A 26,996-nucleotide genomic window follows, 5' to 3' on the forward strand; every position below is an offset into this window, starting at 1 on the left:
AAATATAATAAAATTATTTGAATCTTTTTTTATTATTGCATTATGTCCACCAAAACAGGATATAAGCCCATATTACCCCCAATATTTCTAAAGAAAACCATTAAGGAATAAATACCAATTTCAACCCCAAATCAGGGATACAGAAAAACACCAAAAGACGGAAAACCACCCATGCAATTCACCCGGCTCCCAACCAGACATGAGGTGCCGCACCAGGCCCGGGGACCTCAGCGACCACCCGTATCAGAATAGAAGGGAGGAACAGGGAAAGCCCCCAATTCCCGGCCTGTTGTGTTCCCGAAGAGTCTCAGGCCTTCCGCCCCCTTCACTCCTCTAAGGTCGAGATATCCCCCGGATCAATCCCGAGCTCCTTCGCCTTCAGGACGCGCCGCATGATCTTGCCGCTTCTCGTCTTCGGGAGCGAGTCGACGAAGTCGATCTCCGAGGGCATCGCAATCGGGCCGATGCTCATCCGGACATGGTAGGTGAGCTCGCTCTTCAGCTTCTCGCTCGGTTTGAACCCCTCCCGGAGGATGACAAACGCCTTGATCGCCTGCCCCTTCATCACATCCGGTTTGCCGATCACCGCCGACTCGGCGACCGCCTCGTGCGAGACGAGGGCGCTCTCCACCTCGGCCGTCCCGAGGTTGTGCCCGGCGACGATGATGATATCATCCGACCGCCCGAGGACCATGATGTAGCCATCTTCATCCTTCACCGCGAGATCCCCTGCAGTATAGTACGAGTCGATCGTCGACCAGTACTTCCGGTAGCGCTCGTCGTTGTTGTGCACCGCCCGCATCATCGAAGGCCACGGCTCCTTGATCACGAGGAGGCCGCCGGTGCCGGGAGCGACAGAGGCCCCTTCGCTGTCGACAACATCGGCGACGACACCGGGGATGGGACGCCCCGCAAAGCCGGGCTTCATCTTCTCGCCCACCGTGGTCGTGATCATGTGCATCCCGGTCTCGGTCTGCCACCAGGTGTCGAGCACCGGGCAGCGGGCTCCGCCGATGGTGTGATAGTACCACTCGAAGGCCTCGGGGTTGAGGGGTTCGCCCACCGACCCGATGAGCCGGAGGGAATCGAGGTTGCACTTCTGTGGCCACTCCTCGCCGAACCGCATGAACATCCGGATCGCCGTCGGGGCGGTGTAGAAGATCGTCACCCCGAAGTCCTCCACGATACGCCAGAAGATCCCGGGGTCCGGGTAGTCCGGGACCACCTCGGTGATCAGCACCGTCGCCCCGGCCGCGAGCGGCCCGTAGACGATGTAGCTGTGACCGGTGATCCAGCCCGGATCGGCCGTGCACCAGTGGACGTCGTTGTCCTTCATGTCGAAGATGTACTTCGTGGTGTAGTATGTCCCGACCATGTAGCCGGCACAGGTGTGCACGATTCCCTTGGGAGGGCCGGTCGTCCCGCTCGTATAGAGGATGAAAAGAGGGTCCTCCGCATCCATCACTTCCGGTTCGCAGTAGGGGTCGGCCGCCTCCATGATCTCCTCAAAATCCACCTCCATCTCGGAGAAGAGCTCGAGCGAGGGCGAGGTGCGCCGCAGGACGACGATCTTCTCCACCGTCGGGGCATTGACGACCGCCTCGTCCACGATGGTCTTCAAGGCCACACGTTTCCCGCGGCGATATCCTACATCGGCGGTGATGACGATCTTTGCCCCCGCATCACGGATGCGGGCATTGAGGGCGGCGGCCCCGAACCCGCCGTAGACGATGCTGTGCACCGCCCCGATTCTCGCACAGGCAAGAAGGGCGATGATATGCTCGGGGACGAGCGGCATGTAGAGGCAGACGGTATCCCCCTTCCTCACCCCGAGATCCCTGAGGGCATTTGCAAACCGCATCACCTTGCGGTGAAGCTGCCGGTACGTAAGCACCCGTTCGACCTCCTCATCCTCGCCACGCCAGATGAGAGCGACCTTGTTGCGCCGCTCGCTTGCCGCATGCCGGTCGAGACAGTTGGCAGTAATATTCAGTTTCGCGTTCGTAAACCAGCGGGCGTAGGGAAGCTCCCATTCCCGGACCGCATCCCATGGCCGATACCAGTCCAGTTCACCCGCGATATCCGCCCAGAACTTCTCCGGGTCATCCAGAAACCGTTTGTAGGCCTCATCGTATGACCCCAGCCATGACTGGTCCCGGTATGACGGGTCGGGGCGGTAGGATTTTTTTTCCAGTGGGACATCGAATGTTCCTGACATTGCACTCACCTACATGATTAATCATGTAAATATCCGGAGTTTCCCCCCCTTCCATTCCGATAGCGGTTGAGAAGAAGGAGGTTTTACAGGCACCATGCAGTGCACTATGGATCATAGTTGCCAGATAACAGGTATTAAATCTTTGAATGCACCACAAATATGCACTGCATTTATCCTGCACACCGCGTGGGGGGCACCAGAACAATATGACGGGAAAATTCACGGAAATGGGATCCGTACGGGAAATTGTCGCCGGAAATCCAAAAGGTTTGAGTATCACCGAGATCGCAGATGCCCTGCATATCCATCGCAACACCGCCGCCAGGTATCTCGATATCCTCATGCTGCGGGGCGATGTCGATATCAAACAGAGTGGAGCCGCCAAGAACTACTACCCGGCGAGGCGCATTCCCGTTGCCGCCCTCCTCGCCTATGTCGATGAGCCGGCCGTGATCGTCAGCCGCCGCATGGAGGTTGCACAGACAAACCAGCGGGCTCTCGACCTCTTCGGCTGCGGGGTCGACGCCCTGTACGGCATCTCCCTTGAGGAGTTGCCGCACTCGATCTTCAGGGATGACGGCGTCCTCGAAAGAGTGCGGCTGTCCATCCAGGGCACGCCGGGAAGCCTGCGTCTGCGGGCACGGGTTCGAGGGGAAAAACGGGCCCTCCACCTCCGCTTCCCACCCGTCGTCTTCGACAACGGGAAAGAGGGCTGTGCCATCGTCTTCGCGGACGAGACAGAATACCGGACGGCAAAGGAGCACGCAGGCGACTGGCAGGAACGATACGAGGCGCTCACGATGGATCAGACCGAATCGATCGTCCACCTGAAACCCGACATGACCGTGACGTTTGCCAACCCCGCATTCTGCCGCCGGACAGGCCGAAGCGAAGACGAACTGCGGGGGCTCAGGTTCCTCCCGATGGTTTCGGCCGAGGGGAGGGAGCGGGTCAAGGATATCCTCACGTCCCTGACCGCAGATGAACCCGCCCGGACTGTCGAGGTGCGAACCGTCCTTCCCGAGGGGACCCTCGCATGGGAGAAGTGGACATTCCGGGCGCTCTTCGGCGAGGGGGCACGGGTCACCGGTTTTCACGCCGCCGGCCACGACATCACGGCCCTCAAAAACTGCACCGAACAGCTCCGCCAGTATCACGAGAACCTTGAAGCCCTCATCGCGGAGCGGATCCGGGAGATGCAGGTCGCCAACCGCTCGCTTCTGGAGGTCATCGCTGAAAAGGAAGCACTCGAACGGGAGATACTTTTCACCCAGTTCGCCTTCGACCACGCCTCGGACTCCATCCTCCTCTTCGATGCGGCAGGGAAGGTCTACAAGGCGAACCGGACGGCAGAGGATCTCCTCGGCTACCGGCACGACGAACTCGGCTCCATTACCGTCTTCGATGTCAATCCCTCCATCAGCAAGGAACGGTGGGAACGGATGTGGGCAGGGGCAGTGCCGGGAAAAAAGGAACGGAGCATCTCCGTCCACCGGCGAAAGGACGGGACCGTCATCGACGTCGAGGTCTCCCGGACCTTTGTCCAGTACGATGACCGGATGTACTTCTGTTCGATCGCCCGGGAAGTTGGGACGGCCACCGAGTAGAGATGATTCTTTCGATCCAAATAATGACAAAGAATTGAAAAATACCTAAAAATATTCCCTCTTTTTCTGGATTATAATTGTATATGCCCTGAAATATATTGACACAAACTTTTTCCTTTGGCAATCCAATTCTCTCGCATGGCGAAGAACACAGGAAAGGGACACCGAAAAGGTGCAGTAAAAAACGCCAGCCAATTTTCAAATCCAAAGACAGGTCTGCATTATAAAAGAGATTCAAAAACGGGTAAGATCGTCGGGGCAAAAAAATCAGGAGGGAAATTCAAAGGAGTCCGGAGAGAGTGAGATGGTCCCAAATAATCCATTCTTTGATGATCGTTCCGATTCGGAAAGAACAAGACAGGCATTAACACCGGCCAAAATAAAGAAAATCAAAGAGGCTACGGGGAATAAATGTGAAATGTGCAGGAAAAAATATCCCCTACATAATCTCAAGGTTCACCACATTGTCCCAGTTCACACCGCATCCGGGCAAAAGGATCTGAATACTCAAAGCAATCTACTTGTTCTCTGTTCTATTTGCCATGACAATGTCCATGCTGTTAAACCTCGTAACGCAATAACCAAATCAAGGCAAAAAGAATTCATTAAAAAGCGCCCTGAAAAAGTCAAAAAAGATATTCAGGATATATTGAGGAATAGACAAAAAATCAATGACAATTCCACGAACTCTCAAATGAGAGGAGTGAAAATTGCATCACCTAATTTTGATCAGATTAGGATTGATACTCCTGACATCTTTGGTTCAGGCCGATCAAAGAAGAAAGGAAAAACGAAAGATCCGTGGGATTTTTTTTAATACAACCATCGAATTTTCTTTTATCTGGATATTTGCTCACAGAATACATTCATCCTCCCCTGCATACCGCAATGCACTGCGCAAGCTCCTGCGCACGGCCCGTGCCGAGGAGAAAGCGGTCGCCGTCACGACATTCGATGCGCACCCCGCGGGTGCCGGCGGCGGAGTAGGCACGCCCCCACCGCCCCCACCGGATGCCCCAGCCGCCGAACTCCCGCAGGGGCGAATAGGTCACCGCCTCTGCCCGGACGATGTCGCTGCAGGGCACCGTTTTCCATCGGATGTGGAAGGGGACATACCGGTACATGAGAACACCGTCCCGAAGCAGTATCTCCAGATGGGCTCCATACATCAGGGCGGGCAGGCCGACACCGAAGAGCAGGACGAAGACCCACATCAGCCAGTCCGGAGCCGGGTTCGTCCCGAAGGGAATGCCATAGATGATCTGCCGCACAAAGGCCACCCACATCAGGGCTCCGATGAAGCCGACGACGGCCAGAAGCAATGGATGGCGCATATACTGTCGTTCGTAATATCGGATATTCCCCCCCTCATTGATCATACCGGTTCACCACCCTTCCGGCCCCCCATGTTCCCTTCCAGATCCTTCTTTGCGAGGACAAAAACCCCGAGGGCTGCCACCTGCAGGGCGACCATCAGGAAGATCATGGTCGGCCGCGACACCATGTAGAGCCACCCGGCGGCAAGGCCGCCGGCAAAGAAGGATGCCCCGTAGATCGTATTGAAGATGCCGTAAGCACGGCCCCGTTTTGATATGTGCGTGTAATCCGCCACTGCCGCCCGGAGAACCGTCTCCTGCACCCCCATCACCGCCCCCCAGAGGACCGCACCGGCTAGTGCGGCCGCGTATGCCGTCCCGAAGACGAGGAGGGGGACGGCCATCCCCAGGACCGGCATCAGGACGAGGGTTCCCAGGCCGAACCGGTCGTAGGCCCGCCCGGCGACGAGGGCCACCACCGCATCCACCCCCATCGCAATCGCATAAAAGAGCGGGATCTGTGCGCCGGGGACGATGCCCTCTGCGACGAAGTGGAAGCTGATCAGGGGAAACGCCGCAAATCCCGCGACTGTCAGCGCCGTAAAGATACCGTACCGGGCGAGGGCCCGGAGGGGCGGGGCCTCCTTTTCCAACGCCGCGTACGGTTCGAAGGTGGCGGGGTCGGGGGCCCGGAACCGCATGATGACGAGGACGGCGATCATCAGGACAAAGGGGACGGCAAGGAGGGCAAACCCGCCCCGGTAATCGCCCTGCGCAAGATACGCCCCGGTGAAGATCAGGGGGCCGACGACGGCGCCCACCTGATCGAGCGCCTCATGGATGCCGAACCCCCACCCCCTTCCCGTCGAAGCCGTCAGGTTCGAGAGGATGGCATCCTTGGCAGGCGCCCGGATGCCCTTGCCCATCCGCTCCACGATATAGAGCCCCGCGGCCGCCTCCCATGACCCGGCAAGTGCAAGAAACGGCACCGCAATGAGCATCCCGTAGCCCAGGAAGACCAGCGTCCAGTAATGCCGCGTCATGTCGGCAAGATAGCCGGAGACGAGGCGGAGGAGATAGCCCAGAAACTCCCCCACCCCCGCCACAAGACCGACGACAAAGGCGGTTGCACCAAGATAGTAGAGGTACGGTCCCGCAACACTCCGTGCCCCTTCGTAGATCACGTCCCCGAACATCGCGACAATGCCGAAGAGAACGATGAGGAGGTAGGCGTTGCGGCGAAGAACATCCGGACCGGCAGGATGCTGCATACTACCGATATTCACGGCAAGGGGTATAAACCCGAAGGAAGGAGGACGCCCGGCAGCGGGTGACCACCGCCCCATCCGGTTTATCAGGATGAAGACCGCTCTCGTGAAGAACCTATCCGCATCCCGTCAGCATCATTATCTCCTGATGATCAGAACCCCCCTTCCAAAAGCCGAATAGTTAACATGTCCCCTGACAACAATGTAGCATGGCAATCGAGTACCTCATTCACCGCGAATGTCCGGTAAAGGAGGCACTCCCGATTGGGAATATTGTTACACGAATAAAACTCATGACCAGTGCCCGGGCCATCATGCAGCACCCGCCGCAGGAGGGTGCGTCAGAGGAGGAGATGCGTGCAACCCCCTTTATCTACGTCCTCTACGGGCCCGACGGAGAAGAACGGAGCACCCGCTTCACGGTGGGCCAGGCACTCGACCTCGGCGATGAGCTCGCCCGCCTGGGAAAAGGCTGTAAAAAGTGCCCGATCGCAGGAACCGGCCCCTTCCGGTGCTATGGCTCCATCTCCTACCCCATCTCCGCCTCCGCAGAGCAGTGGCTCTGCTCACTCTGCACCGCCGCCATTGAGAAAGGGGGGACGAATGCATCGGTGGTGGAGAGAATACCCCGTATCGGCCTGACGGGGGCAGCCTTCGAGGCAATGCGAAAGGAAGGACGCGGAACATATTTCGAGAGCAGAGAAGCGGCAACTGCCACCATCCGGCAAAACATGTTCACGAGGGAGACGATCACCTCCAGCCAGCTCCTCGAACTGTTCTTCGGCACAAGCCCCCTTGAGGGCCGACACATCATGCTCCTCCTCATTCTGGCGGGAGCGGACCCGACCGGCGAGCCGCCGGATGCAAACCACTCGCTCCCCCCTCCACCGGAGGATAACGACTCCCGCGTCGGAGAGTTCATTGAGTTCTTTGAACGCCTCTCCTCCGCATTTCTGCTCGACGTCAGCGTCGGTGTCGATTACTGAACCGGGAACCGCCCCTGATGCATCCCCCATCCACATACCCTCACACGGGAGAGAGGAGAAGAAGAGATGCGGAAGACCTCCCACTGCCGGTCAAGCACAGGGCAGAGGACGATGAATCAAGATACCGTCCCGGCGACGCTTCGAACCAAAAGAGGGCCTTCGCTCGAAACAAATGAACCCTCCGCGCCTCCATCAGGCAGAAGGAAAAAACAAAGGCCGGGGCCGAGATTTGAACCCGAGTCCAAGGAACCACAATCCTTGAGGATAACCACTACCCTACCCCGGCAGAAATGCCTTTCTATTTTCTACGTCCCAAATATTTAATCTATTGATTCTGCTCCGCCCGCACAGGAACATCCGGGGCAGCGGACGGGGGAAACGTGCCGGAACGCCCCATGGAAATACCCCCGACTCCCCCCAAACGGCGGCACCCGGAGGCGTCCACGGAGAGGCGCATCCCGGGGAGAGATGAACACGCACCCCCGTCCGCCACGATCAGGTCCGAACGACCCGTCAATCCACCGCCACCCGGAGAGGGGCACGCAGGGCCACGCAGGCACTCTTAAGAATCCCGGTGACTATTTATATGAGTACCAAAGACACTGGCACAGGATGCGGGCTGCGGGCCCGGCAGGAGTGCCGGAATACTTTTTCAACCAATAAAACGGGCGGAGGGACAATACCATGGCAAAAAAGAAGAAAACAGAGCAGAAAGGAATCGTCGCATCGACGATCCGGACGCCGATCGTCTGCGTGCTGGGCCACGTGGACCACGGCAAGACCTCCCTTCTCGACAAGATCCGCGGGTCATCGGTCGTCGACAAGGAGGCCGGGGCCATCACCCAGCACATCGGTGCGACCATCGTGCCGCTCCACGCAATCGAAGAGATGAGCGGCACCTCGGGCAAGATGAAGTTCGACGTCCCCGGCCTCCTCTTCATCGACACGCCCGGACACCATGCCTTCACCACGCTCAGGTCCAGAGGCGGCGCCCTTGCCGACATGGCCATCCTCGTTGTGGATATCAATGAGGGCTTCCAGCCGCAGACCCGCGAGGCGCTCCAGATTTTAAAGACCTACAAGACCCCGTTCGTGATTGCAGCCACCAAGGTGGATAGAATTCACGGGTGGAAGAAACAGAATAATGCCCCCTTTGCACAGACCTTCGCCCAGCAGAACGACCGCGTGAAGACCGATGTCGAGATGAAGACCTACGAACTCATCGGGGAACTCTCTGAGATGGGCCTCTCGTGCGAGCGGTACGACCGGGTCAGGGACTTTGCCAAAAACATCGCCATCGTCCCCGTCTCGGGCATCACGGGAGAGGGCCTCCCCGACCTCCTGATGGTCATGATCGGTCTTGCCCAGCGCTATATGACACAGGACCTCGCCCTCTCGACGGCCGGGGCGGGCATCGGCACGGTCCTTGAGGTGAAGGAGGAGCGGGGCCTCGGGACCACCCTCGACGTGATCCTCTATGACGGACAGCTCAATGTGGGCGACGACATCGTCGTTGGGGCCGAGGGGGGCGGCGTGATCGAGACGAAGATCCGCTCCCTCCTGCAGCCCCGCCCGATGCAGGAGATCCTCACCGAGGACCGTTTTGACCGGGTGAAGCAGGTGACGGCCGCAACCGGCATCAAGGTCTCCGCCCCGAAACTCGAGGGCGCCATCGCAGGTTCGCCCCTCCGGGTCATCCGCGGCGATCGGGATGAGATCGTCGAGGCAGTCATCCACGAGATGGAGGATGTGGCCGTCACCCTCTCGGATGACGGCATCTTCATCAAGGCGGACACCATCGGGGCCCTTGAGGCGCTCTCCAAGGAGCTCGAGGAGAACAACATCCCGATCATGCGGGCCGAGGTGGGGCCGGTCAGCAGGCACGACATCATCGAGGTCAGCACCGTCAAAAACCCCCTCCATTCGGTCCTCCTCGCCTTTAACACCCCCATCCTCCCCGATGCCCTCGACACCCTCGAGGAGCCGGGAAACCGGCATGTGCATCTCTTCGAGGCGGGCGTCATCTACCACCTCATCGACGATTACCTCGACTGGGAGGAGGAGACAAGGCGTACGATGGAGAAGGAGAGTTTTGAAAAACTTGTCCTTCCGGCCAAGATCACCCTCCTTCCCGACTGCGTCTTCCGCCAGTCCAACCCCGCAGTGGTCGGCGTCAGGATCATCGGCGGCAAACTGCAGGCGGGCGTCAACCTCGTCCACCTGGACGGGCGAAAGGTCGGCAGGGTGAAACAGATCAAGAGCGGGCAGGAGAACATCAGCGAGGCTATACAGGGTCTCGAGGTTGCCATCTCCATCGAAGGGCCGACCGTGGGGCGGCAGATCAATGTGGGCGACGACCTCTACGTCGACATTCCGGAGCATCACGTCAAGGTGCTCGAGCATGAGATGATGAATCACCTCTCCGCCTCAATGATTGACATTCTGGACGAATTTACCCGGATGAAGCGCAAAGAACGCCCATTCTGGGGCAAGTAATCATGGCGGCACCCCGGGTAATGGAACCCATGATTTTTAATACATTCCAACTAATATTATAGACACTTTCGCAGGAGCAGAATACATCATGGCTGAATTCAAAGTTGTTTTATCTGACCCCCGTGACGGCGCATCATACAAAGTTGAAGCGACCGGCGGAGTGGCAAATGCCTTTATCGGCAAAAGCATTGGCGACGAGATTTCCGGCGACGCACTCGGATTTGCCGGTTACACGATTATGATCACCGGCGGTACCGACAAGACCGGCATCCCGGCACGCAAGGACCTTCCCGGTGCGGGCAGGCGGCGCCTCCTCCTCTCCAAGGGTACCGGGTTTGCCCCCACCTACCACGGTGAGCGCAGGAGAAAGAGTGTCCGGGCAGCAGAGATCACGGGCGACTTCGTCCAGATCAACGCAAAGGTCACCGGCTACGGCGACAAGACTCTTCAGGAGTACTTCGCCCCGGCAGAAGCTGCAGAGTAACCTGCATTTTCATGCAGGTGAAGGAACAGAGAACCTGAGAAATACACATATCTCTTTTCTTCTCTGCCGCATGCAGAGAAGGGGATTCGAATGCGAAGACCCGGACAAGAGCAGGGGCTGCCCTGAAAGGATCCGGCCGCAGGAACCTTCACGCAATCGGAGGAGAGATGCATCTCCGTACATTGCAAAAAAAAGTGTCTGCCGTTTCAGCAGCCGTCGCCGGAGAGCGTCTGTCGCAGAGCCCCCACCATGTCCTCAAACGGGACGCCATGGCGACGGGCCACGATCACCAGAGCGGCTTCGGGACGCAGGTGGCCGTCAAAGGACTCCCGGATAAGGGCATTGACCTCGGCCGCCACCGCCTCCACCCCGACACCGCGGGCCTGCGCGAGCCGTCCCATCAGAAGGTCACAGGCGTTATCCTGAACATTGAAGATATCATTTGTCGGGCGAAACCCCAGCGGGATGTTCACTGCCGAGGGATCGAAGGTGGGGATGAGAAGGCCCCCCTCCTCCCGGAGGAGCCCCTGCTTCCTCCCGAGGCTGACGACAAGGGAGGCCTTGTCACGGTCCATCCACTTGCGATCGATGGCAAAAAAATATATGAATTCGGTCGGGCGCAGACCCTCCTTCCTCATGGCCTTAAACGGCGCGGCGATCGTCTGTTCGAGCGTCAACTGACAGCACCCAGAATGAAACGTTTCAGGTCGAGGGCGTCCAGCCCGGCCATGGAAGAGGTCTTGGCTATAGTGCATTCGGTCGCCATCCCCGCTTCCTCGAGCCGGACGAGAAACACATTGCGGGACCGGGGGATCCTGCGCTCCGAACTGAGGACCGTCTCCTTGAGTTCTATCTGAAAATCGACCGCCTCCGTAAGGTCGTAGAGCAGACCAGGCACCTCATCGACCGGCTGGAACGATATCTTATGATCCGCCACCTGTACCTGGAAATCGATCCTCACCATTTCATCACCAAGTCTCGCTGCTTCATGACTGCCGTTGAGCCGTACAATCGTCGCAACCGCATCATTGAACGGGACATTGACATCAAAGACGAGATCACACCGCTTGGGAAACCGATGATATATGCGTCGCATCAGTACAGTATGAGTCGGCGCTTGACTAAAAAGCATCCGCTTTCCAAAAAGTCACAATACCTCATCCAGACCTGCCTGTGCCTGAGGAAAAGGGTGTCACCCGCAAGCATTGCGGGAAAAAATAATATTGTATCCGCCTACTCAACAAGGACAGCGTTGATGACGCCATCCTGTCCGGGACGGGATACGATGCGTGCCCTGCCGATCTCGGTCTTGATGATTGCTCCCTTGGTCAGGAGGTTCCGCCGGACGAAGTTGGGGTTTGCGGTGTTCTGTTCGACGGTCTCCATGCCGACCTTCTTTGTTACACCGGTCTTCGGGTCGGAGACGTTTGCATACTGTGCACGAAGGACACGGACCTTGTGGTTGCCCCCCATGGTCCGCATGATACGGCGGCGGTCTTCACCGATGTGTGAATCCGCGGATGCATTTCCAATCTCTGCTTTCCTTTTCCCGCGGGCGTGCGTGAGCCGTCCGCCGGTTTCTTTCCTTACTGATCTGCCATGCCACTGCATTGTATACGCACCTTTTGGTTGTAGGATGATATTCAGGAGCGGGCCGGTGCCGGCAGTACCGGCGGTCTACCCACTGAAGTGCTATAATAATTCATTTTGCAGATATTTAACTGCACTGATCATTTAACGATCGCATCGAGGAGGGCGTCGACCCCTTCACCCGTCTTCATGTTGGTTTTGAACACCGGCATATTCGGGTTATAGCGGTGAATATCCGCCTCGAGCCGCCCGACATCACAGCCGACATACCCTGCGAGGTCCACCTTGTTGATGACGGCGATATCGGACTCCCGAAACATCATCGGGTGCTTGTTTGCGACATCGTCACCCTCGGTGGTGGAGACGACGACAATACGCTTCTCGGCGCCCAGCTGAAAATCGGTGGGGCATACCATGTTCCCGACATTCTCGATGAAGAGGATGTCGATCTCATCGAGCGGAATCTGGTCCAGCGCATGCCCGACGAGATGGGCATCGAGGTGGCACTCCTTTCCGGTGTTTGCATTCACCGCGGGGGCACCGGTTGCGACGATCCGCTGGAAGTCGTCGTCCCCGTAGACATCACCGGCTATGGCGCCGACCACGAGGCCACGCTCCCTGAGCCGGGGCACCATCTGCTCGATGAGCGCCGTCTTGCCGGATCCGATGGCGCCGAGGAGATCAAAGGCCCGTACCGAGGCGTCCATGAGACGGTGATGGTTCCGGTGCGCAAGGCGGTTGTTCGCGTCGAAGACATCCTTCTCGATGCTGACGTCAATATGATGCATGAATAGTGGTATCTCAGAAGTTCGGTTTATACCTTCACAATGTCATATAGTACAGCATGGATCCACAACGCATCCTCTACCCGTGCTACTTTGACCAGTCGCTCACGCGCAGCGGAGGGCGCAGAGTGCCGGCAGCAATGGCACAGGAGAACCCGACGGCAAAGGCCATCCATAAGGCGGCAAAACGCCTCGGCCTTTCCGCGAGGATTGAGGAGGCGGCATCCCACCCGGGCCGCTGGCTGAAGAAGGAAGGCAGGGTCATCGTTGAATGGAAGGGGAGTAAGGAAGAGCTGATCCGCAGGGTTGCGGCAAAGATCCGGTGAGTACCCATGTATGACCTCCATACCCACACGATCATGTCGGACGGCGAACTCCTTCCGACCGAGCTGATTCGCCGGGCGGCGGTTCTCGGCTACACCGTTGTGGGGATCACCGACCATGCGGACGCATCAAATATCGACAGCCTCATTGCGGCAACGGAGAAGGTCCGCACCAGTGCAGCTGCCTATGGCGTTCGGCTGTTAAACGGCGTCGAGCTCACCCATATCCCCCCGGCGGAGATTGCCGACCTCGCCGCCCGGGCAAAGGCAGCAGGGGCGGACATCGTCATCGTCCACGGCGAGACGACGGTCGAACCGGTGGCGCCCGGCACCAATGCCGCCGCATGCACCTGCCCGGATGTGGACGTCCTGGCCCACCCCGGACTCATCACCCCGGAAGATGCACGCCAGGCCGCCGCACACGGTATCGCACTCGAGATCACCGCACGGGGCGGGCACAACCGCACCAACGGACACATCGTCCAGCTCGCCCGCATGACCGGCTGCAGGCTGGTGGTCAACTCCGACGGGCATGCCCCCGGAGACCTGATGACGGCGGCCGACCGGATGGCAATTGCAAGGGGGGCAGGCATGACCGCTGATGAGTGCGCCGCCGCCCTCGACACCGCGGCACTTGCCGTCCTCCCCAGGTAAATCAGCCACCCGGTTCCGCGCACCGGAAGCAGAGGGAATGCCACAGGGAAGGGGAACCCATGCCGCAGAAAATCCCGGATATCGTTTAAAAACTTTCCGGGAACCCTCTCGCGCCCCGTTTTTGCACGGCGCTGTGGCAGGCATGACATCGGAAATTGTTCCACCGATATATAAGGATATTGAAAGGTTTTTTATACCTTTATGCCAAACATATATAGGTTACGAAGCACACCGTCAACCACATTTTGGAAGGTTTTTTAAATTGAAACTGGCAGGACGAGTAAAACATATCTGTGGCAGTCGGACCCTCGTCATCGAGTGCGATCCGGGACAGCTTCCGCGTCTACACACCACCGTCACGGACCGTCGCCTGAAACCTGTTGGAAAGCTGGTTGAGGTGTTTGGAAACATCAGAGCGCCCTATGGACTCGTTGTCTGCAAAGGCACGTGCACCACCATCCCGGGGGAGAAGCTCTTCACGAAATAATCAAGGTGAGATACAATGCAGGAAATTGAGAAACTCAAACAGCTTCAGTCCCAGCGCGAGGCTTTGCGCCAGAGAACTGCGGAAAAACAGGAGAAAACAACAAAGATCGAGGAGACGACCAAGACCGTCTGTCCCGAGTGCGGCAGCCGCCAGCTCGTTCAGGACTACGAGCGTGCCGAACTCGTCTGCCAGAACTGTGGTCTGGTTCTGGACGAGGAGTTCATCGACCGCGGTCCCGAGTGGCGTGCCTTCGACCACGACCAGCGGATGAAGCGGTCCCGTGTCGGCGCCCCGATGACGTTTACGATCCACGACAAGGGTCTCTCCACGATGATCGACTGGAGGAACCGTGACTCCTACGGCCGTGCCATCTCCTCCAAAAACCGTGCCCAGCTCTACCGTCTGCGCAAGTGGCAGCGTCGTATCCGTGTCTCAAACGCAACAGAGAGGAACCTCGCCTTCGCCCTCTCCGAACTGGACCGTATGGCATCCGCACTCGGTCTTCCGCGAAACGTGCGTGAGACCGCCGCCGTCGTCTACCGCGATGCGGTCGACAAGAACCTCATCCGCGGACGGTCGATCGAGGGCGTCGCCGCAGCAGCGCTCTATGCAGCCTGCCGCCAGTGCAGCGTCCCCCGTACCCTCGACGAGATTGCCGAGGTGTCCCGTGTCTCAAGAAAGGAGATCGGCAGGACCTACCGGTTCATCTCCCGTGAACTCGGGTTAAAGCTCCTCCCGACGTCCCCCATCGACTACGTCCCGCGGTTCTGCTCCGGTCTGAACCTCAAGGGCGAGGTCCAGTCCCGTGCGGTCGAGATCCTCCGGCAGGCGGGCGAGCGCGAACTGACGAGCGGGCGCGGCCCGACCGGTGTCGCCGCAGCCGCCATCTACATCTCCTCCATCCTCGGCGGCGAACGCCGGACCCAGCGCGAGGTCGCAGAGGTCGCAGGCGTCACCGAGGTCACCATCCGCAACCGCTACAAGGAGCTTGCGGAGAAACTGGATATCGAGATTATCCTCTAATTTGATATTCTCCCACACCAATACTATTTTGGACAAATGACCGGAGACCGCACGCAGGGTCGCCGGGAGCGTTCCGAGGGCCTGTAGATCAGGGGGAGATCGCTACGTTCGCAACGTAGAGGCCGCGGGTTCAAATCCCGCCAGGTCCACTCGTTTTTCATCATTCGGCTGTCAGGAGAATACGCCGTACATCCATTCTTTGGACGTTTTTTCGACATTCCATGCCCCGAATGGACGGCCGCCCCCATCAGCGCCGGTACCCTCCGGCGTCCGAAACGATGGCATGACGGTTGGTCAGGCAGCGTGAAAGGCAGAAAGCAGGCGCTCCCTTCTCGAGACCATCCAAAGTCCCTGAACCTGCGCTCTGCACCCGGGTAACGAAATCCCTGCGGGGGAATGCCCGAGAGGAATATGAAAATATGAACCATGGTACGGGGGCAAAAATCCCCCTCCCTTCCTGTCCTTCCCTTCCCTACACCATCATCGCTGCTTCTTCGACGACGCACTCGTCGATATTCTCCGGGTCACGCGTGAAGAACGCAAGGACGAGGGCGGCCGCCGCGACGACGACGCCCACAAAAAAGGCCATGTCAAACGCCGAGGCGAGGAGGACCTGCACCACTTCAGGCTGCCCGGCAAGGGCCCCATCGGTGACCCCCTCGTGCATCGAGATGGTGACGAGCGCCTGGATGAAGGCAAGTTCGAAGAGGACGATGCCGACCGTGGACCCGGCATTGCGCTCGGTGGTGGCAAGGGACGAGACCATTCCCTGCTTCTCCTTCGGGGCCATGCACATGATCTCGCTCGTGTTGGGCGAGTAGTAGAGGCCGAGGCCGAACCCGAGGAGGGCAAGGGCGGCGATGATGACCGAGGGCGGGGTGGCGACCCCCAGCCTGAAGAGGAGAACGAAGGCGGCCAGATAGATACCGGTTGCCGCGAGGCAGATGCGGCGGGGACCAAGGCGGTTGTAGAGGGCGCCGGAGACGTATCCGGCGGCCATCAGGGTGACCGAGGGGACGGTAAGAAAGAGCCCCGCCGTCGCGGTGGAGAGGCCGTGGACGTACTCGAGGAAGAACGGCAAAAGGAAGTTCGACCCGGAGTAGGCGAGCATCATGAGCATCGCGCCGATGTTTGCAAAGAGAAAGTTGCGGTTCCGGTAGAGGCTGATGTCGAGGAGCGGGTCTCCGACCGACCGTTCCCTCCGGACAAAGAGGATGAACCCTGCGATACAGAGAACCGCGGCACCGAGGATGACGGGCGAGGTGAACCCGAGGCTGACCCCCATGTTCAGGGCGTAGATGAGCGCGGCAAGCGAGATGAAGAGGAGGGCGGCGCCGGGGGCGTCGAACTCCGCCGTCCCGCCCTGCGGCACCGCGGAGGGGATGTAGGCGGCGCCGATGAGAAGCGCAAGGATACCCACCGGGACGTTGATGAGAAAGATCCAGTGCCAGGAGAGCATGCCGGTGAGAATGCCACCTAAAAACGGCCCGACGGCAACCCCGAGGGACGCCATCGTCACCACCGAACCGATCGCCTTCGCCCGGTCCTCCTTCGGCAGGTAGGCGGAGACCATGGCGGCACCGATGGCACTGAGCATCGCACCTCCCACCGCCTGCAGGGCACGGGCACCGACGAGCACCAGAAATGACGGAGAGAGGGCGCAGAGAAGGGACCCTGCGGAGAAGACGACAAATCCGCTGAGAAATATCATCCGGTAGCCGCGCCGATCGGCGAGTTTCCCGAAGATGAGGAGGCAGCTCGTCAGCACCAGCAGGTACATCGTCGATACCCACGTGACCATCCCCGTCGAGACATCGAAGGAGGTGGAGATGGTCGGCAGGGCGATATTGACAATCGAACTGTCCAGTGCACTCATGAACGCGGCGATGGATATGGCAAACAAGAGCATTTTCTGGTTCTTTACACAGGGAACGGACGCCATGGAATCTCCTTTCTAAAAATACGGTATTAATTCGTTGAACAGGGAATTATTTGACGATTCCTTTTTATTTTTCCACGAATATCTCCAAAACATCCGTTTATTGGCCCGGAAACGGCATCGTCAGGACGGCGTCCTCCGTCATTTACCCGTCCGACGGGCACGACGTCCCGGAGGCCAAAACAACCCGGCCGTATGGGCGGGAGATCGTTCCGGCGCACCATCACGGGCGGCGGATCCGCAACTGCCCTGGACAGCGGAAGAGGCCCCATATGAGGCCCGTCGCACAGAGCAGGAGAGTCGTGATGGTAAGACCGTGGACCATAAAGGAATAGAACGGCAGCCGGACGAGCCAGGAAAATCCTCCCATCACATGGGTGAGAGAGACCGCCATCAGTATGGCAACTGCAAACGGATAGACACAGGTGCCGCACAGCGCCCGGAGGGCGGCGTAGGAGAGGAGATAATACAGGAGTACGAGGGCGACAACCGCAAGCGGGACGATACCGTTTTCGGCGGCAAATCTCACGACCGGTGAGAACTCATACTGCAGAATCTCCCCGGTGCCCCCGGCATAGAAGAAGGTGAGCGAGTAGTCCGCCATCGCCGAAAGGGCAGGCACCAGCGCAAGGACCCGTTGGTTATTGTAGATGCCCTCTCCTGCCGGTCCGTACATATCCCATCATCCCCGATCTCCCCGGACATTAACGGCCATGCCGCCCGTCCGGCGATGACCATACTGCATCCATCAGGGATATAATACTGTTCTCAGGCGAGGAACGGTACCACCGGGAAGAGGGGGAATGCCGGGGGGATCAGCTGTCGGCAGGGCCCACGTCCCCATTGTCATTCCCGTCCCACCGGTGGGCATATCCCCGGGCGGGCAGCGGCCTTCCATCGAGGCGGACGCCCTCCCCTGCCACGACACGCCCGATGATGACGCTGTCAACCCCCTCCAGCGGCCAGCATTCCGCCGGACAGGTGAAGAGGAGGCCGAAATCCCCGCCCCCATAGAGGGCGTAGCGGGACGCGGCGGGTTCCTTTACGCCTTCGGGGAGGGGAACGGCGGGCATCGCCACCTCGATGCCGACACCCGAGGCCGCGGCGAGGTCATGCAGGGAGAGGGCAAGCCCGTCGGAGATGTCCATCATGGCAGTCGCCCCGCCCTCTCCGAGGGCCTGCCCCTCGCGGACACGGGGACGGGGCATGACAAGCGCCTTCCAGTGGTCAGGAGAGCCGTCCAGCCCCGCCTGGGCGCACCCACAGGCCCCCACGACACCGACAACGTCTCCCGGCACCGCCCCGGTCCGCCGGACGACGCGGTCCGCCGCCACTCTCCCGAGGCCGGTCGAAACAAGCGTGCACTCGTCATGGGCATCGACGTCGCCCCCGGCAAGCCGGCACCCGTAAGTGGTGCAGCAGTCGTTTGCCCCCGTCGTAATCCCCCGCAGGCGCTCCGGCCGGTCGAGCCCCGCCGCAAGGACGAGGGCCACCGGTGCGGCGCCCATCGAGGCGACGTCGGAGAGCGTCACCGCGGCCGCCATCCACCCGCGTTCGTAGTCCGTCATCCCCGCGGGAAAATCGGTCGTCTCGTGGAGCATGTCCGTCGTGAGGACGAGCACCTCGTCCCCGAACGGGATGATGGCACAGTCGTCCGCGGTGCGGTCCGCGCCGATCACCTCCGCCACCACCTTCACGAGGTCGCGGTCATCCATGCCGTTTCACCTCCCGTTCGCGTTCGCTCAGGTATTCCTTGTAGATGGATTCTATCATCTCCGATTTCTTCTCCCTTGTCCACCGGGCACGCCGCTTTTCCCAGCGTTCCTCCGCCTCTTCCAGCCCCTCCTTCGGGACCGACCCGACCCGTCCGCGGACCTCGGCCCCTGCCGCATCCGCGTCGAGGAGGACGAGCTCCCGTTCGAGAAACTCCGTCTCCAGCCGCGCATCATGCTCGCGGGTGAGAAGCGCCCGGATGCCGGTCTGTGCAAGGAGGTCGAGGACACTCGTCCCCCACCCCGCGGTCGCCTTCACATACAGGACGTCGCCCTCCCCGATGCCGAGATCCCCGTCGACCGAGCGCACCCCGTCGCGGCTGAGGGAGGGGAGCACCTTGACGGGCAGACGATCTTCGCCGGCCTGCTGTGCGGAGAGGCGCCGGAGCCGCTCGATCTGGCGGATGAGCTTCTTGCTCTTGCGCTCCTCCCGCCGGAGGCGTTTCTTGATGGTCGTGATGATCTCGTCCCGCTTTGCGATCTCGGCCTCCTTTCTCAGGTCCTTTGCCTGCCGGCTCCGCTCCTTTCCGATCAGGCCCTCCAGGCGGGTAATCTCCCGATCCTTCTCCGCCATCTCATCCTGCAACTCCGTGACGTGCGCACGGAGTGACTTGACCATCCCGTCGAGCTTGAGGAGCCGGTCATCCCGCGGCCCGGGGACGACCTCCCCCTTCTCTTCCGCCTCCTCTGCCGGGGCAGGGACTCCCTTTCGGCCGAGGATCTGCTCGAGGGGAAGACCGCGGACCACCCCCGCCCGGATCTCGTCGAGGTCCGAGCCCGGCGGGACCCGTTTGGCGATGTTCCGGAACTTGCCCTGGTAGTGACGGTAGGCGGCGACGGCGGCCGCAAGCGAGTCGCGTTCGTGGTCGTTGTGGAAGGGGTACCCCTCACAGAGCGCCTTTTTTTCCTCGACGGAGATATCCCCCTTCGGGGTGTAGGCGACGGCCGCAAAGGCCCGGCGTATCCGCTCCACCGAGGCGGGCATGGGGGAGACGTCGGTTGCGACGACGAGGGGTTTTCCCGAGGTATAGAGGGCCTCTATAACATCCGGCATCGCCATCTGCCGGGAGCTCGTCTGGCAGACGAGTTCGCCGTCGAGCGAGAGGGCGGCAAGACCCACCGTCGTCCCCGGGTCGATGCCCACGATGAGATACCGCTGTGCGGGGGAGAGGGGGCGGTAGCGTATCCGGTCGAGCCGGCGGCCCGAGACCTTCACCTGCACGTCGGGAAGCCGCATATTCCTGACGGGGATGTCCTCGCGGGGTGCTGCAACCTCAAAGTGAACGCGGCCGAGCCCCCCGAACGCCTTCACCTCGTGCCGGGTGTAGGAGAGCCCCTCCCGGTCGAGGACGGCCTCCACGTCCCGGCCCGTCTGGCGGACGGCGCCGTGCACCTTGCGGGCGTACCGGTTCTGGCTCCACCCGCCCTTCCCGAGCGAGCGGCCGCGGGAGACGATGATGTCACAGGTGTTCTCGAAGGCGATCACCTCGGCCCCCCCGCCCAGTTCGGCGACATGGGCGGAGGCGCGTGCCTCGGCGTAGGGGTCGTATTTGTTGAACTTCAGGTTGTAGCGTCCCGCGATACGGGGGAGGGATTCCTGTTTCTCACCCCCGGTCGACTGCACGAGAATGGTGGCAGGCGGCAGCGCCTGAAGAATGGCAAAGAGATCCTGAGGGGTTGGCGCGAGTTCCTGCACCGAGTCGACGGCGAGGATATCGGGCTCCTCGTCTGCAACGGTACGGAGGAGGCGGTACAGGGATACCTCCCCGACGGAGACTTCCTCCCCGTCCACCCGTTGTACAAGGGCGAAATGGGGCCGTTTGGTCCGTGACCGGACCGACCCCCTGATGATGTCAATTCCGAATACCTTCAACCAACCACCCGTTCAAGGGTCTCCTCCACGGAAATGTCGAGCTGATATTTGCGGATAAAGTAGGTGCATACGTTCGTGACGTCCCTGCGGAGGATCTCGTCTGCCGAGGGATGGGCGGGGTCCACCCACTGCGGCCAGTCGATGAGCCACGCCTGCCTGCCGTCGACCATGATATTGAACTCCGAGAGGTCGCCGTGGATGTACCCGAGCGCATAGGCGCCCTGTACATTCTCCACCACCTCCTCGAAGACGTCGGCAGGGTTTTCGAGGGTCGCCTGGGCGATGGGGCAGCCGTGGATATACGTCATGACGATCAGGTTGCGATTGATGTCCACCGGGACCGGCACCGCGACCTCGCCGTGGAGGGCATGCAGGGCATCATACTCCTGCCGTGCGGAAAAACTTGACGCAAAGATCCACGGAAAATGCCGGTACTCCGGCATGTAGGTGCGGGACCTGCGAACCGTCTGGAAGGACTGCTGCCCCACCCGGTGAAACTTCAGCGCCACCGGCCCGAGCCCCATCCCTTCATAGACGACGGCCTCCTTGCCGACCCCGAGCATGCAGCCGAGGGCCGTGACCGATCCCTTCCTGCTGACGGCATGGAGAGCGAGGGCGTCGAACCCCCTGAAGACGAGCTGGTATCCCTTGTACGGGACCGAGCTCGACTTGACCATGTCCATCGCCATCAGATGCCCCAGCCGGTACTCCAGCTCCGATGCGGAAAGCCCGGTCCGATGTCTCAGCACGTCCTCCGGCACCCAGCGGTACCGCTTCATCAGGCGTTCGAGAGCGAGCAGGGTCTTTATCTCAAACCGGTGGAGTTCCCGGATATCGTCGGCATCAAGAGGCATTGTGTACGTATGGGTTTATCACGGAAGATGATATATCTTTGATTGATACCAGCCATGCAGTGTTCCAAGTGCCGACATGAAGCGGTCATTTTTCAGCGATATTCCGGCCTCCACCTCTGTGAACGTCATTTTCTTGCAAGTGTGGAAGCACGGACCAAACGAACCATTCGACAGCACGGCTGGATACGGTCCGGGGATACAATCGGGATCGCCCTCTCGGGAGGGAAGGATTCGGCTGCCCTGATGCACTTCTTTGCCACCACCTTCGGCGACCGGCGGGACATCGAATTTCTTGCGATCACCATCGACGAAGGTATCGGGGGATACCGCGACGTCTCCCAGCCGAAGGAGATCGCCCGGCGGTATGATATCCCCTGGACGACCGCCTCGTTTGCAGGCGAGTATGCGACGACCATCGATGAGATCGTCTCCCGGCGGGGGGACCGGCAGTCCTGCTCATGGTGCGGGGTACTTCGCCGTCGGCTCCTGAACCGGGTGGCCAGGGAAGCGGGGTGCACGAAGGTGGCCTTCGGGTTTACCCTCGACGACGAGGCCCAGTCGGTCCTGATGAATGTCCTGCGTGGCGATACGGACCGGGTGACGATGTCGCCGAAACCGGCGGAAGGGATGGTGCCGAGAATACGCCCCTTCGAGGCGGTCCCGGAACGCGAGGTGGCCCTCTACTCCCACCTTACGGTAGGCCTTCTCCCTGACCGGGGGTGCCCGTACTCCCACAATGCCCTCCGGGGAGACGTCCGGCGCCTGCTGGATGACTACTCCTGGCTGCACCCCTCCACGAAATACGCTCTTTTGGGCCTGCGTGATGATCTTGCCGGATGCGGGGAGGGGACCACGATGACCACCACCATCTGCAGCGAATGCGGGGAGCCGACCTTCGGCCCGTGCCGGAGCTGCGCCATCCTGAGAGAGGTGAACCGGGGATGAGGCGGCTGCACCGACGGATCATCGGTGCCGCACCCGACCGGCGCCTGCGCCTGTATATCCTCCTCCTCTTTGCCCAGATCGTCCTCTACTCCCTTGCCACCTATGTCATCGTCCGCTATGTGGAGCAGACCCCGTTTACCATGTTGGATGCCCTCTATTTCGTCGTGATGACGATCACCACCGTCGGGTACGGCATCCCCTTCCCGGTCGAGAGTGAGCTGACCGTCATCCTGATGATCCTCATCATGTTCACCGGCGTGCTGACGGTGCTCCTCATCCTGCCGGCCCTCTTTGCCCCGTACCTGGAGAAGCTTTTCCAGCGCACCCCCCCGAAGACACTCAACCGGAAGGTCCGGGATCATGTGGTCATCGTGGGATTCTCCGGGACCGCACGCTCCCTCATCGATATGCTGCGGGTCTCCTCAATCGACATCGTCCTCGTCGAGGACAACATCGACGAGGCGCGTGAAGCCCTTTCGATGCGCAGGACCGCCCCCTACATCATCTGGGGGGATTACAATGATGACGATACATGGACGAACGCCCATATCGAAAGGGCCGAAGCAGTCATCCTCTGCGAGGACGAGCATACGTCGGCAAAGGTCATCCTCGGCATACGGGACCGGACGAAGGCGAAGATCATCTCCATCGCGGACTATCCTGATTACGAGCGGTTCCTCCGCTTTGCCGGAGCGGAATATGTGCTCTCCCCCAAGCATGTCACCGGAAAGAACATCGCCCGCCACGCCATCCCCGGCCCCTACTTCGAGACGCTCTACGATGAAAACCCCTACTGCAACATCCACTCCCAGGCCGAGTGCGCCTCCACGGACCGAAAAAAGATCTTTATGCTCCCGATCCTCGAGGGATACACCTGTGTCGGGAGCACCATCGGCGACCTGAACAAAAACAACCGGTTCGATTTCCAGATCCTCTCCTACTGGAGGGGGTCGGAGTTCGTCATCTCCCCCCGTGATGATGATGTGATAGACAAATCAACGATGCTCTTTGTCCTCGGGCCGGAGAAGGCAATCCTCGGGTTCCGGGAGAGCGAACTACGGCGTGGGATTGAGGCGGGCTATTTCGCGGTCATCGCCGGATACGGCAGCATCGGGGGGATCGCCTTCGGAGAACTCAGAAACGAAGGCATCAAGGCCATCGCCATCGACCCGTACGTGGACACCGTCCCCGGCATCCACGAAAATGCGGAGTCCGAGGATATCCTGGTACGGGCGGGTATCCGGGAGGCATCGGTCTGTATTATCTGCACGAATGACGATGATGTGAATATCTTCACGACCCTCATGGCCCGCAGCCTGAACCCAAGGGTTCGCATCCTCGCGGCGACGCATGTACCCGAATCGGTCGACAAGCTCTATAAGGCAGGAGCGGACTATGTAGCCGACACCCCCACCCTCGGGGGAATGATGGCGGCAAATATCGTGCTTGCGGATCACATCCACATCCTCATCGCCCTTCCCGACGGCAGAAAGATTGCCGCGGCATACATTCAAAAGAAGGGAGGCGTATCCGTGGAATCCCTGCAGCACGATACGGGGGTTCTCGTGCTTGCCGTCAGGACACGCAGGTCATCCATCGTCCATCCGGGCCCGGACTACATGATGGAGGAGGGCGATGAAGTGATCGTGGTCGGGACGAAGGGGGCCCTTCGAAAACTCATCAGAATCACCTCAGGAGAAAATATATGACACCCAGTACCTGTCAAATCGGATGCGAATGCGAACGTATCGAACAGCTGATCCGCCACACCCTCTGGTCCTCCGGTGCAAAGGGGATCGTCATCGGGGTCTCCGGCGGTGTCGACTCGGCCCTTGCAGCGGCACTCTGCGCACGGGCCGTGGGCGGAGGAAATATCCTCGGGATCTCCCTCCCCTCTCCGGTCACCCATGAGGACGATATCGAGGATGCCCGCAGACTCTGCGAACTCTTCGCCATCCCCTTCAGGGTCATTCCCATCGCCCCTTTCCTCGATGCCGCCGCAAAGATGGAGGATTTTGAGGAGACGCCGTACCTGAAGGGCAACCTCATGGCACGCATCCGGATGTCCATTCTCTATTACCACGCCAACCGCCTGGGCGGGCTCGTCTGTGGAACCTCCAACAAATCCGAGTACCTGCTCGGCTACTGTACAAAATACGGTGACAACGCCGCCGATATCCAGCCGATCATTCACATGTTCAAGAGCCGGGTCTACGAATGTGCACGGGAGGTGGGTGTCCCCGCCTCCATCATCGAAAAACCTCCCTCGGCAGGCCTCTGGCCCGGACAGTCGGACGAGAGCGACATCGGTTTTTCCTACGCCCAGATCGACGCCGCGCTCACGGCTCTCGAGGCGAACAGGTGGCAGGCACAAAATGCGACCGAGGAGATGATCCTCGGCAAGGTGCGGGCCACCATGCACAAACGGATGCCGGCACCGAGCCTCCTCAATGAAGGCTAGAAGAGATCCGGGTATTCCTCGGGACGGTTGAGGATGCCCGCGATATCCTCCGACCCGACGAGATCATAGATGGGCCGCCCGTGAGCAATGCCGTAGCGGGGGTATTCACAGGCATCTTCAAATCGGAGGTCCGGATGAGAGGGATAGAGCGGGTTCTTCTCCCACCCCGAACACATCTCGTAGAACGCCGCACCCCGCAACCCCTCGAAGGGTCCGTAGACGCTGTCGAATGCGTCGGAGACGAGGTTTACCATCCGAAGCTCCTCGTCCGTGGGGTTGATGGTTACATGCCCGTATCCCGGCGGGATGAGGACCACATCCCCGGCGGCTGCTCTCACGACCATCGCATCCGAGCCGTCCTCCGTCTGGAGCAGATAGTGCGCCTGACCTGCGATGACCTGGTAGAGTTCGGTATATCCGGTCCCGGCGGGATTTGCGGGGTGATAATGCCCCTTCGTCTTGACAAACTCACTGCAGAGCGTCGCCGGGGGAATAACGGTCAGATCATACCGGATACGGTTCTCCTCCAGCCACTTTCGATCCGCATCCGTCCGGGCAAGGCTCCGGTACATAAAATAGAGTGGACCGGAAGCCCGGCAGTCCCTGTCGGCAAGGACTGCCCGCATCGCATCCACGGTTCTCAGCTGCGGTTCAGGCAGGGGGATATCGGGGAATATCTCCATTACTCATTCTTTTTGCGCTGCGTATATAGATAATATCCTGCTCCAAGGACGACGAAGAGCACCAGGATGATGACGATCGGGTTGGAAAGGGCCGACATCAGGCCGGAGACCTCGGTAATCTCGATCTGCACCTTCACCGGGTCGGATATCAGGCTGTTGGAGAGCGCATCCTTGTAGCGGACTTCGGAGTCGAGACCGTAGGTCTTGATCGTTGCATCCTTGTCGACGATCACTTCATACTTTGCAACGGCGCTCTCGCCGGGGGCGATATCGCCAAGGTAGGCGGTGTCATCGTTGCTCGTGAAGGGGTCGACCGCGCTGATGCGGGAGACTGCGTCATAGGCGGTGGCACCGCCGATATTTTTGTAGGTGACGGTGACGATGCCCGTCTCACCGGGACGCAGCTGGGTGGCGGGCGACTCGATCTCGAACTCGATCTTCGCACCGGTGGTGATGCCGTTCGTGATGGGAGAAGTGGTCAGTTTGTCCCCGTCCTGGTTCTCGTAACTGAGGAGGATGCTGAGGGGGTAGGTGGACTGTTCCGCGTCGATCGATGCCGAGGCCTTGAAGGTGGCGGTCACCGTCTCACCGGGCGCGAACTCGCCGATGAAGTAGCTGGCGTCGGTCGGGATGATCGGGCTTCCGGAGACACGCTGTATCATCAGCGTGGCTTCTTCGCCGGTCTCGTGCCCGACATTCTTCACGGTTGCAACGATGTAGCCTTCCGTGCCCACATTCAGGTCCTGCACCTCAAGGGAGATCACTTCGATGCGGACATCGGGGCGGATGACAATCTCGAGGGGGAGGGTCTCGGTCTTGTCCTTGTAGTAATACCGGACGGCACTGTCCCCCAGATCCTCTGCGTAGTAGAGGTAGGTGTACTCGAGGGTCACTGGAAGGGTGAAGGTCCCGGCAGCGGCGTCCTGTGCGGTGCGAATCTCAAAGGTCGCGGCGGCGGACTTCCCTGCGGTGATATCACCGACCAGCTGGCCGCTGGTCTTTATCTCCACCGGTGCGCCGTCACTCCCCAGCGAGACAAGGACGTTCTTTGCGGTGTTGGGCCGGTCCTCCTTCGCGGGCGCGGAGGGGTCCTGTGACTGGAAGTCAAGGGTGGCGGTATTCTCTATTTGTATGGTGATGGTGGTATAATCATCAGGATAATACTCATCGCTCCCGGCGACGCTGACACGCATCTCGGGAGGGCCGGTGGAGATCTTCTCCGCCGCCATAGC

The 26,996-nt window shown here is 60.0% G+C and carries 27 protein-coding genes and 2 tRNA genes; 14 read left to right on the forward strand and 15 right to left on the reverse strand.

Going from position 1 to position 26,996, the window contains the following annotated elements; translation table 11 throughout:
- Positions 1 to 325 precede the first annotated feature (325 nt).
- Positions 326 to 2,218 carry an acetate--CoA ligase gene (gene acs, locus AZH53_RS07400; protein ID WP_319642875.1) on the reverse strand — a complete coding sequence of 631 codons (1,893 nt, stop codon included), beginning with the start codon at positions 2,216 to 2,218 and terminating at the stop codon, positions 326 to 328.
- Positions 2,219 to 2,445: 227 nt separating this feature from the next.
- Between acs and AZH53_RS07405 the strand changes: the two genes are divergently transcribed.
- From AZH53_RS07405 to AZH53_RS07415, 3 genes are all read left to right on the forward strand, one after another.
- Positions 2,446 to 3,825 (forward strand): PAS domain S-box protein, encoded by a 1,380-nt coding sequence (locus tag AZH53_RS07405; protein WP_319642876.1) that lies wholly within the window; start codon positions 2,446 to 2,448, stop codon positions 3,823 to 3,825.
- A 138-nt stretch (positions 3,826 to 3,963) separates the two neighbouring features.
- Positions 3,964 to 4,128 carry a hypothetical protein gene (locus AZH53_RS07410; protein WP_319642877.1) on the forward strand — a complete coding sequence of 55 codons (165 nt, stop codon included), beginning with the start codon at positions 3,964 to 3,966 and terminating at the stop codon, positions 4,126 to 4,128.
- A 1-nt stretch (position 4,129) separates the two neighbouring features.
- Positions 4,130 to 4,642: an HNH endonuclease gene (locus AZH53_RS07415; protein ID WP_319642878.1), complete on the forward strand. Its 513-nt coding sequence runs from the start codon at positions 4,130 to 4,132 to the stop codon at positions 4,640 to 4,642.
- A gap of 49 nt (positions 4,643 to 4,691) precedes the next feature.
- Here AZH53_RS07415 and AZH53_RS07420 read toward each other — a convergent pair whose 3' ends face one another.
- Both AZH53_RS07420 and AZH53_RS07425 read right to left on the reverse strand, forming a co-directional pair.
- Positions 4,692 to 5,204, reverse strand: coding sequence for a DUF6141 family protein (locus AZH53_RS07420; protein WP_319642879.1), 513 nt, complete (start codon positions 5,202 to 5,204; stop codon positions 4,692 to 4,694).
- Positions 5,201 to 6,412, reverse strand: a complete 1,212-nt coding sequence (locus AZH53_RS07425) for an MFS transporter (protein ID WP_319642880.1) — start codon at positions 6,410 to 6,412, stop codon at positions 5,201 to 5,203. Before AZH53_RS07425 ends, AZH53_RS07420 begins: the two co-directional genes overlap by 4 nt.
- 206 nt (positions 6,413 to 6,618) lie before the next feature.
- Between AZH53_RS07425 and AZH53_RS07430 the strand changes: the two genes are divergently transcribed.
- Positions 6,619 to 7,395, forward strand: a complete 777-nt coding sequence (locus AZH53_RS07430) for a hypothetical protein (protein ID WP_319642881.1) — start codon at positions 6,619 to 6,621, stop codon at positions 7,393 to 7,395.
- A gap of 214 nt (positions 7,396 to 7,609) precedes the next feature.
- Here the strand turns inward: AZH53_RS07430 and AZH53_RS07435 are convergent.
- Positions 7,610 to 7,681: transfer RNA gene (locus AZH53_RS07435), tRNA-His, on the reverse strand.
- Between the two features lie 398 nt (positions 7,682 to 8,079).
- Here AZH53_RS07435 and infB point away from each other — a divergent pair.
- Together infB and AZH53_RS07445 are read left to right on the forward strand one after the other, a co-directional pair.
- The gene (infB, locus tag AZH53_RS07440; protein ID WP_319642882.1) at positions 8,080 to 9,891 is read left to right on the forward strand and encodes a translation initiation factor IF-2; all 1,812 of its coding nucleotides are present in this window, start codon (positions 8,080 to 8,082) and stop codon (positions 9,889 to 9,891) included.
- An 88-nt stretch (positions 9,892 to 9,979) separates the two neighbouring features.
- The gene (locus tag AZH53_RS07445; RefSeq protein WP_319642883.1) at positions 9,980 to 10,375 is read left to right on the forward strand and encodes a 30S ribosomal protein S6e; all 396 of its coding nucleotides are present in this window, start codon (positions 9,980 to 9,982) and stop codon (positions 10,373 to 10,375) included.
- A gap of 206 nt (positions 10,376 to 10,581) precedes the next feature.
- On the opposite strand, the gene AZH53_RS07450 is transcribed toward AZH53_RS07445, so the two are convergent.
- From AZH53_RS07450 to hypB, 4 genes are all read right to left on the reverse strand, one after another.
- Positions 10,582 to 11,052: a DUF2240 family protein gene (locus AZH53_RS07450; RefSeq protein WP_319642884.1), complete on the reverse strand. Its 471-nt coding sequence runs from the start codon at positions 11,050 to 11,052 to the stop codon at positions 10,582 to 10,584.
- Positions 11,049 to 11,471, reverse strand: coding sequence for a hypothetical protein (locus tag AZH53_RS07455; protein ID WP_319642885.1), 423 nt, complete (start codon positions 11,469 to 11,471; stop codon positions 11,049 to 11,051). Before AZH53_RS07455 ends, AZH53_RS07450 begins: the two co-directional genes overlap by 4 nt.
- A gap of 137 nt (positions 11,472 to 11,608) precedes the next feature.
- On the reverse strand, positions 11,609 to 11,986 hold the full coding sequence (locus AZH53_RS07460) for a 30S ribosomal protein S8e (protein ID WP_319642886.1): 378 nt from the start codon (positions 11,984 to 11,986) through the stop codon (positions 11,609 to 11,611).
- A 119-nt stretch (positions 11,987 to 12,105) separates the two neighbouring features.
- The gene (gene hypB, locus AZH53_RS07465) at positions 12,106 to 12,753 is read right to left on the reverse strand and encodes a hydrogenase nickel incorporation protein HypB (RefSeq protein WP_319642887.1); all 648 of its coding nucleotides are present in this window, start codon (positions 12,751 to 12,753) and stop codon (positions 12,106 to 12,108) included.
- A 56-nt stretch (positions 12,754 to 12,809) separates the two neighbouring features.
- Between hypB and AZH53_RS07470 the strand changes: the two genes are divergently transcribed.
- From AZH53_RS07470 to AZH53_RS07490, 5 genes are all read left to right on the forward strand, one after another.
- Positions 12,810 to 13,076, forward strand: coding sequence for a signal recognition particle subunit SRP19/SEC65 family protein (locus AZH53_RS07470; RefSeq protein ID WP_319642888.1), 267 nt, complete (start codon positions 12,810 to 12,812; stop codon positions 13,074 to 13,076).
- 6 nt (positions 13,077 to 13,082) lie between these two features.
- The gene (locus tag AZH53_RS07475) at positions 13,083 to 13,727 is read left to right on the forward strand and encodes a histidinol phosphate phosphatase domain-containing protein (RefSeq protein ID WP_319642889.1); all 645 of its coding nucleotides are present in this window, start codon (positions 13,083 to 13,085) and stop codon (positions 13,725 to 13,727) included.
- A gap of 262 nt (positions 13,728 to 13,989) precedes the next feature.
- Positions 13,990 to 14,214, forward strand: a complete 225-nt coding sequence (locus AZH53_RS07480) for an H/ACA ribonucleoprotein complex subunit GAR1 (protein ID WP_319642890.1) — start codon at positions 13,990 to 13,992, stop codon at positions 14,212 to 14,214.
- A 15-nt stretch (positions 14,215 to 14,229) separates the two neighbouring features.
- Positions 14,230 to 15,237, forward strand: a complete 1,008-nt coding sequence (locus tag AZH53_RS07485; protein WP_319642891.1) for a transcription initiation factor IIB — start codon at positions 14,230 to 14,232, stop codon at positions 15,235 to 15,237.
- Between the two features lie 77 nt (positions 15,238 to 15,314).
- Positions 15,315 to 15,386 (forward strand) — tRNA-Ala (locus AZH53_RS07490).
- Positions 15,387 to 15,709: 323 nt separating this feature from the next.
- On the opposite strand, the gene AZH53_RS07495 is transcribed toward AZH53_RS07490, so the two are convergent.
- From AZH53_RS07495 to AZH53_RS07515, 5 genes are all read right to left on the reverse strand, one after another.
- Complete coding sequence (locus AZH53_RS07495; RefSeq protein WP_319642892.1) at positions 15,710 to 17,179, reverse strand: DHA2 family efflux MFS transporter permease subunit; 1,470 nt, start codon at positions 17,177 to 17,179, stop codon at positions 15,710 to 15,712.
- A gap of 220 nt (positions 17,180 to 17,399) precedes the next feature.
- Positions 17,400 to 17,852 carry a hypothetical protein gene (locus tag AZH53_RS07500; protein WP_319642893.1) on the reverse strand — a complete coding sequence of 151 codons (453 nt, stop codon included), beginning with the start codon at positions 17,850 to 17,852 and terminating at the stop codon, positions 17,400 to 17,402.
- Positions 17,853 to 17,991: 139 nt separating this feature from the next.
- Positions 17,992 to 18,891, reverse strand: coding sequence for a thiamine-phosphate kinase (gene thiL, locus AZH53_RS07505; protein WP_319642894.1), 900 nt, complete (start codon positions 18,889 to 18,891; stop codon positions 17,992 to 17,994).
- The gene (locus AZH53_RS07510) at positions 18,884 to 20,821 is read right to left on the reverse strand and encodes a DUF460 domain-containing protein (RefSeq protein ID WP_319642895.1); all 1,938 of its coding nucleotides are present in this window, start codon (positions 20,819 to 20,821) and stop codon (positions 18,884 to 18,886) included. The genes thiL and AZH53_RS07510 overlap by 8 nt, the downstream gene beginning before the upstream one ends.
- On the reverse strand, positions 20,818 to 21,675 hold the full coding sequence (locus AZH53_RS07515) for an RIO1 family regulatory kinase/ATPase domain-containing protein (protein ID WP_319642896.1): 858 nt from the start codon (positions 21,673 to 21,675) through the stop codon (positions 20,818 to 20,820). Before AZH53_RS07515 ends, AZH53_RS07510 begins: the two co-directional genes overlap by 4 nt.
- Positions 21,676 to 21,729: 54 nt before the next feature.
- On the opposite strand from AZH53_RS07515, the gene AZH53_RS07520 reads away from it, so the two are divergent.
- From AZH53_RS07520 to AZH53_RS07530, 3 genes are read left to right on the forward strand one after another with little or no spacing between them, the layout of a single operon-like run.
- Positions 21,730 to 22,620 carry an ATP-binding protein gene (locus AZH53_RS07520; protein WP_406600378.1) on the forward strand — a complete coding sequence of 297 codons (891 nt, stop codon included), beginning with the start codon at positions 21,730 to 21,732 and terminating at the stop codon, positions 22,618 to 22,620.
- A complete protein-coding gene (locus AZH53_RS07525) occupies positions 22,617 to 24,329 on the forward strand; it encodes a potassium channel family protein (RefSeq protein WP_319642898.1) in 1,713 nt (570 codons plus the stop codon). The genes AZH53_RS07520 and AZH53_RS07525 overlap by 4 nt, the downstream gene beginning before the upstream one ends.
- On the forward strand, positions 24,326 to 25,081 hold the full coding sequence (locus AZH53_RS07530; protein ID WP_319642899.1) for an NAD+ synthase: 756 nt from the start codon (positions 24,326 to 24,328) through the stop codon (positions 25,079 to 25,081). Before AZH53_RS07525 ends, AZH53_RS07530 begins: the two co-directional genes overlap by 4 nt.
- Here the strand turns inward: AZH53_RS07530 and AZH53_RS07535 are convergent.
- Both AZH53_RS07535 and AZH53_RS07540 read right to left on the reverse strand, forming a co-directional pair.
- Positions 25,078 to 25,764 carry a glucose-6-phosphate isomerase family protein gene (locus AZH53_RS07535; RefSeq protein ID WP_319642900.1) on the reverse strand — a complete coding sequence of 229 codons (687 nt, stop codon included), beginning with the start codon at positions 25,762 to 25,764 and terminating at the stop codon, positions 25,078 to 25,080. The genes AZH53_RS07530 and AZH53_RS07535 overlap by 4 nt on opposite strands.
- A complete protein-coding gene (locus tag AZH53_RS07540) occupies positions 25,764 to 26,993 on the reverse strand; it encodes a COG1361 S-layer family protein (protein ID WP_319642901.1) in 1,230 nt (409 codons plus the stop codon). The genes AZH53_RS07535 and AZH53_RS07540 overlap by 1 nt, the downstream gene beginning before the upstream one ends.
- Positions 26,994 to 26,996 lie beyond the last annotated feature (3 nt).

It is taken from the genome of Methanovulcanius yangii (genome assembly GCF_018687785.1).
Taxonomy (GTDB): Archaea; Halobacteriota; Methanomicrobia; order Methanomicrobiales; family Methanomicrobiaceae; genus Methanovulcanius; species Methanovulcanius yangii.